The sequence below is a fragment of the Daejeonella sp. genome (assembly GCF_037719425.1).
GTDB lineage: Bacteria > Bacteroidota > Bacteroidia > Sphingobacteriales > Sphingobacteriaceae > Daejeonella.
Genome location: NZ_JBBJNI010000194.1, coordinates 1 through 6477, shown reverse-complemented (window position 1 = coordinate 6477; position 6477 = coordinate 1). Strand labels below are relative to the sequence as shown.

Annotated in this window: 3 protein-coding genes; all 3 read right to left on the bottom strand. The window is 45.0% G+C overall.

The window, feature by feature from the left end; genetic code table 11:
• Positions 1-2720, bottom strand: a 2720-nt coding sequence (locus WKF69_RS18000) for a SusC/RagA family TonB-linked outer membrane protein (RefSeq protein WP_340383688.1), incomplete at its 3' end; no start/stop codon positions are given.
• Between the two features lie 972 nt (positions 2721-3692).
• The gene (locus WKF69_RS17995; RefSeq protein ID WP_340383686.1) at positions 3693-4199 is read right to left on the bottom strand and encodes a DinB family protein; all 507 of its coding nucleotides are present in this window, start codon (positions 4197-4199) and stop codon (positions 3693-3695) included.
• Between the two features lie 101 nt (positions 4200-4300).
• Positions 4301-6477, bottom strand: a 2177-nt coding sequence (locus WKF69_RS17990) for a xanthine dehydrogenase family protein molybdopterin-binding subunit (RefSeq protein ID WP_340383684.1), incomplete at its 5' end; no start/stop codon positions are given.

Below are 6477 nucleotides of genomic sequence, written 5' to 3'. Positions count from 1 at the left end.
ATCTGCCCATCCGGTGAACGAAGGAATCCAAGTCCGAACATATCTCCCATACTTCCGCCAATGTTTGCAACTACCTGAGCATTTCCGAAAGGACTGTTCCGAAGCACTACCGAGCTGTCAAGCAACTCTTTTATCTCATTTCGGTTAGCAGAGAATGTGGTGGAAAGTGTCCATTTAAATGCGTTTGGACCCTTTGTTTGTATAGGAGTTCCGTTTATGCCGACTTCAATACCCTGATTGTCGATTCGGCCGGCATTGATAACTGCGCTCGCATATCCTGAAGAACGGTCAACTACTCGGCTAAGGATCTGGTTCTTGGTATTTCCCATATATAGAGCAACGTCAACATTCAAGCGGTTCCTAAACATCCGTACATCTGTTCCCACTTCAAAAGTTGTGGTCATAAGCGGTTTAAGATCTAATGCTGGAAGAAGGGTGGGATTAGTTGTAGAGCCATTTGGATACAATCCGTTGTTAGCAGGAATATAGTTATATGCTGTACGGTACGGAACAGTACTACCGCTACCTACTTGAGAATAGGATGCTCTTAACTTAACCATATCGAAGGTTTTCGGCATGTCCCAAAGATCTGAGGGCACAAAGGCCATGTTTACAGACGGGTAGAAGAAACCTACGCTGCTCGACCGCAGCGGCGAAGCCAGAACGCTGCTCCAATCCTGACGACCGGTAACATCCAAAAACAGGTAGTCTTTATACGAGGCTGAAATCAACCCATAAACACTAACAAATTCGTATCTGGTAGTATCAGGGACTGAAATGATTGGATTTATGTTATTAGTAAGATCGAAAACAGCCGGAACTTTCAAACCGTCCGCCCTGCTTTCGCCTTTTCTGTATTCGTTTTTCAGAGTACTGCCTCCTCCTGTTACACTTAGAGTGATATCTTTGTTGATCTCGCGGTCATACTTAAGCATAACATTTGACTCCTGCTCATAAGTAGTGGCATTTTGTATACGGTATGAGCCTTGCGCGAATTTCGTTCCGGCGGCGTCGTAAGGGCGAAGCTGCTCTGTTACATTCTTGTTTAAATCAAGTGATGTGCGTAATTGTGCCACCAGCCCTTTCGCGAGCTGATAGGAAGCCTGGATATTACCGAGAACTCCATTACGGTTCTGAGTATTTAAATATTCATTAGATATAGCCCAGGGCGACTCAAGTGTGGTTGTAGTAATATTAATAAACTGGAAATTTTCCCTTCCCCGAACCCAATAATCCCGGTAAAAGTTTGGATCAACGTTAGGCTGCGAAAAATATACCCAGTACATATAAGCCTGATTACCAAAACCGGTCGTGGGCAGGTTGTCGCTATTTTTGTTATCGTATTTAGCTTTTACATTAACCGTAAGCTTATCAGTGATCTTTGAATTTGCCGATAAGCCGACCGAAGTACGGTCGAACCCGGTGTTTGGTGCAATCCAATTGTTTTCATTGTGGTTTATTGAAAATCGAAGCGCCGTGTTTTTTACATTTCCGTCAAGGCTAAGCGAGTTATTGACATCATTCCCTGTTCTGAAGAAAGCATCTATCGGGTTTTCCTTCGCAACCCATGGTGTACGTACTAAGCCGGTATTTTGCAGTGCCGGATCATATTGGAAGTAAGACTGCCCATCAAATTTTGGTCCCCAGGCAGAACTTGTCCCATTGGTATTAGGACCATCTGCTGATGGGTTCCTCGAATAATAAGCTGCGCCACCAAGCCCCTGTCCATATTCCCTTTGCAGCTCAGGTTGACGGTTAATTTCTTCAAAGGTTGTGTTTGAGGTGAAATTGATACCTACTGTTTTTCGTTTTGCATTTCCTGATTTGGTTGTGATCAGGACTGCGCCATTTGCTCCGCGTTGTCCGTAAAGGGCAGATGCTCCGGGTCCTTTCAGAACGGTTACACTCTCAATATCATCGGGATTTATGTCGTTTACGGCGCTTCCATAATCCACCGGCATATTATCGCCTGAGGTACCATAAACACCTCCGGAAGGAGATCCTCTGCGGGCGCTGCTGGCGCTGGCAACCACGCCATCAATGACGATCAGCGCTTCATTATCACCGGTAAGGTTATTCTCACCACGAAGGATGATCTTGTTCGAACCACCAGGACCGCTGTTACGAACAAGATTTAAACCGGCAACTTTGCCTGAAAGCGCATCGGTCCAGTTACTTGAAACAGCATTTGTAAGGGCCGTGCTATCGATTACCGAGGTGGCGAAACCGAGTGATTTTTGTTCACGCTTGATTCCAAGTGCTGTCACTACAACCTCACTCATAGTGTTTGATGAAGCCGTCAAACGTATAGTTATCCCTGCCTGGTTTGTTGAATAAACCCTTGAGTAAATACCATACCCAAGATAATTGAACCTCACTTCGGAACCTTTCGGTACCCGGATAGAAAATACCCCGTTTACATCGGTAATGGCGAGAACCTTTCGTTGTGCATCGGATATTGATACTCCGGGTAAGGGTAAGGAATCACCGTTATCAACCACAGTACCTCTAACAGTAATAAGTTCTGCCTGCTGCGCAAAGGATGAATTCACCATCGGAGGTAAATTCAGTATTGTGAGCAGCAATAAAAGCTTAACAGATAGGGACCTGTTGTATGGGCTTTTTATCAGGCTTGGCTTCAATGCATCAAACTGGTTGCTCAAATGCAACACAATTTGAAAAAGCACCTTACCGAACTGTTCAGTAAATGTTTTGTTCATAATGAATAATTTTAGGGTGATAATATGTTAGCCTTTTGTATTTCGTTTTATTTCAAGTTAGTACGAAATGTTATTAAAGGTCTTTTAATATGTTTCGATTGCAGTTTATAAATAATAAAACGAAACTATGAACAAAATCCTGAAAACGGAAAAAAACTTTTAATTTTAATACACTAATAACGTGGGAATGGTCATATATTGTAATTCATTGAATGGATGCATTTTTCTTAACGAATTCTTAACAAAAATTAAATATTAGTTTTTATTTCGATGGATTGGTGAAATTGTGGGGGAATTATTCACTGGTCTTTGGCAACCATCCGGCATCCGTTCGGACATGAAGAGGAATCTTCGACAACTCTTCGACATTCCTTCGAGTCGTGTTCGAGTCCGCTTCGAGTCCGCTTCGAGTCGTGTTCGAGTCGTGTTCGAGTCAGCTTTGAGCAAGGTTTGTCTCTGCTTCGGCACAGTGCCGTGACAGGCTCGACACAGATTCGTCACAGGTTCGGGTCTGGTGGCCCGGCAGATAAATAATTTACGAAAGTGTCCCGAATCAGGTACAGCGCTGACAAAAGGCTGTTACAGAGTTGTGATAGGTTACCCGCCTCCAACTCGTAATGAAGAATACTCTGAAACCCGGAGACGCTACCTTTGCGGAGGCTTCCGCCCGATGACTGCCGCGTTTCGGTCATTCCACTATCACGTTTCGGTCAATTCCGGTCATTTTTTGGTGTCTGTGCGATGCTGAACTACATTTGATCCGGTAAGCAGCTTTACCGGTAGAATGCTAAGCCTTATCAATTTATTTTTTTACGATTTAAATCGTACAAATTGTGGAAGGAATTAAGCTGGCGTGAAACCAGTTCGTTCTTTGACATCCTTTACTTCACTGCGTTCGCGATGACAGGTTTTGAGTCTTGGGCATGCGCGGGTAGGGTTTATTTCAACCGCCAAAATTTGACTGCTGAGTTGTCATTGCGACCGCAGCGAAGCAATGATGTTCGTAAGCTGACGATTATGACGAATGGTGTGAAAGTTAATGAAGCTTATCCATTCGAATCGGGTTAATGGGCCATTTACAGGGAATTCAAAATCGAGGCAGAGCAGGGAAAGGTCGTCCTCTTCCGCAATCTGAACAATGGCGGAGGTCCGGGAACGGAGGCCCCTTAGCATTCTTTCTTTATCAATAGGTTCATTCGAGGGGATAATGAAATCAGGGGATTTCATCTTAGTTTCAAAATTGAGAAATACCTCTTTAAAACCCTGCACGTTTTGGTCGTACGGCCTGCCTGGAGCTTCGGTTCTGCCTTTGAGAACGTTTACAGCATCATAGGATTTGAATAGATGATCAGCCAGCTGTCCTGCGGTCCAGCTATCTTCAAACGGTACTGAATTAAAGTTCTTTTCCTTTACAGAAGATAACAACGAGATCAACTCTTTAAAGGACCGCTCAACTTCCTGTTTTAATGAATTCGCCATGGCTATGTTTTGATGTTACGGCGTAAAATTAAGGGTAATGCTGTGCTTAGTGCTTGTACAAACAAGCCAAATAAGAGGGGCAATCACGACAATCAATCTACTTAGGCCATAACTTTATCAAGGGTAATAGGGAGATCGTTGATCCTTTTTCCGGTTGCATGAAAAATTGCATTGGCTATAGCAGGAGGTACCCCAACAATACCGATCTCCCCAACGCCTTTAATCTGAAGATCGTTTACAACAGTATCCTGCTCGTCGACGAAGATAACCTCGAGGTCATTGATATCCGCATTGACGGGGATGTGATATTCCGCCAGACTGGAATTCATTATCCTTCCGAAACGGTGATCCATAATACTTTCTTCCCGCAAAGCTTTGCTTATTCCCCAAACCATCCCGCCAAGGATCTGGCTTCGCGCGGTTTTGGGGTTGATTATCTTTCCCGCGGCGATAGCGTTGACCATGCGGGTTACTTTTACCAACCCGAAGTCCTCATCAACCTCAACCTCGACAAATACGGCACTGTGGGCACAGCGCGTATATTTCCGCTGTTTGAAAGCCCCCGGTAGTCCGGTGTTCCGGCTTTTAATTTCGTTCTGGCCTGTGGAAGCCAAAATATCTGCGAGAGATACGGCATTATCGGTAGTGCCTTTTATCCTGATAGAATCAGCTGCAAATTCCAGCTCCTCAGTTTTGGTGTTCTGAAACATGTCTGGCTTAAACTTTTTAGCCTGTTTAAGCAGCTTGCTTTGTAAGCCAAGACATGCGGCCTGTACGGCCATTCCAACTGAGGCTGCTGTGAATGATCCTCCCTGGATCGGTGCAAGAGGCATATCGGTATCACCAAGCCGGAACTCTACATTGTCAATATTCATTCCCATGCAGTCAGCAGCAATTTGCGCCATGATGGTATAAGTTCCTGTACCAATATCGGCGGTTGCGCTGCAAACGATTAATTTACCATCAGTTCCAAGAAGGGCCTCAGCGCGGACTGGGAGATGAAATGCTTCCCATATCCCTACAGCCATCCCCCAGCCAATAAGCTTGCCATCTCTCTGCATAGACCGTGGCTCCGGATTTCTTTTTTCCCAGCCAAATTTTTCTCCTCCCTGACGAAAGCATTCTTTCAGCTCTTTACTTGAATATGGCTTTCCGCTGCTGTCATCATGATCTGAATAATTTATAAGCCTGAATTCTACAGGATCTATTCCTGCCTTGTGTGCAAGCTCGTCTATGGTGCATTCAATAGGATGGATGCCCGTTGCTCCGCCCGGTGCCCGCATGTCCATCGGACTGGCAACATCTAAAGGCACTAGGCGGTAATCCAGCTCAACATTTTTAGAAGGGTAGATCATATTCGCCCAATTAACGACCGTCTCGGAATAGTCTTCAAAGCGGGATGTTTCGCCTATCGCGCTATGATAAAGGGATTGGATCTTGCCTGCGTTGTCCGCTCCAAAACAGGTAGCTTGTACCGTCGCTGGACGATGTCCAAAACTGAACATCTGGTGCCGGTTCATGCTAACCCGGACAGAACGTTTAAGATCGAGCGAAGCCATTACCGCCATAAAGAGCTGATGCTGGGGACGAAGAGCTGATCCGAAAGCTCCGCCTACATACGGTGAAATAACGCGTACGTTTTTAAAAGCTTTGCCGAACACATTCGCTACATATAACTGGGTATTTACCACTCCCTGAGTCTTATCATAAATGGTTAGCTTTCCGCCATTTTCGTACACCACTGTAGAAGCGAACATCTCCATAGGATTATGATGTTCCATGCCATGGACAAACTGACCTGACGACTTAAAGGTCGAATTTTCGAAGGCCCGGCTAGCATCGCCTTTGGGTTTAGGAGGTCCGGGTTTGAAGAAAGATGCCAGTCCTTTTTTTGGTGGCCGGGCCTCGCCGAGATTAGCCTGGAGGTCAGTGTAATGACTTTCAGCATCGTATTCAATTTCTACAAGTGTCGCCGCGTATCGCGCCAGTTCGAAGCTTTCTGCTACAACCAATGCGATAGGCTGGCCATTGTATTTGATTTTTTTATCATGCAGCGGCTTGAATGGAACGCCGGGGGGCGAATCCATGTCGGCGTATTTTAAGTTTAGCCAGGCGGTGCTATCCCTGTTCTCATGTGTGAAGACTTTTATAACACCGCCTAGATCCGTAGCTTTTTCAGCATTGATTCTTTTTATTTCACCTCTGGTAATTGTGCTGTTTACAATATATCCGTAAAGCAGGTCAGGAACATTAATCTCTGCAGCATATTTTGCTTCAC

Coding starts and splice junctions, on each gene's coding strand:
- WKF69_RS17995 (WP_340383686.1), bottom strand. CDS start 4,199: ATGGCGAATTCATTAAAACAGGAAGTTGAGCGGTCCTTTAAAGAGTTG.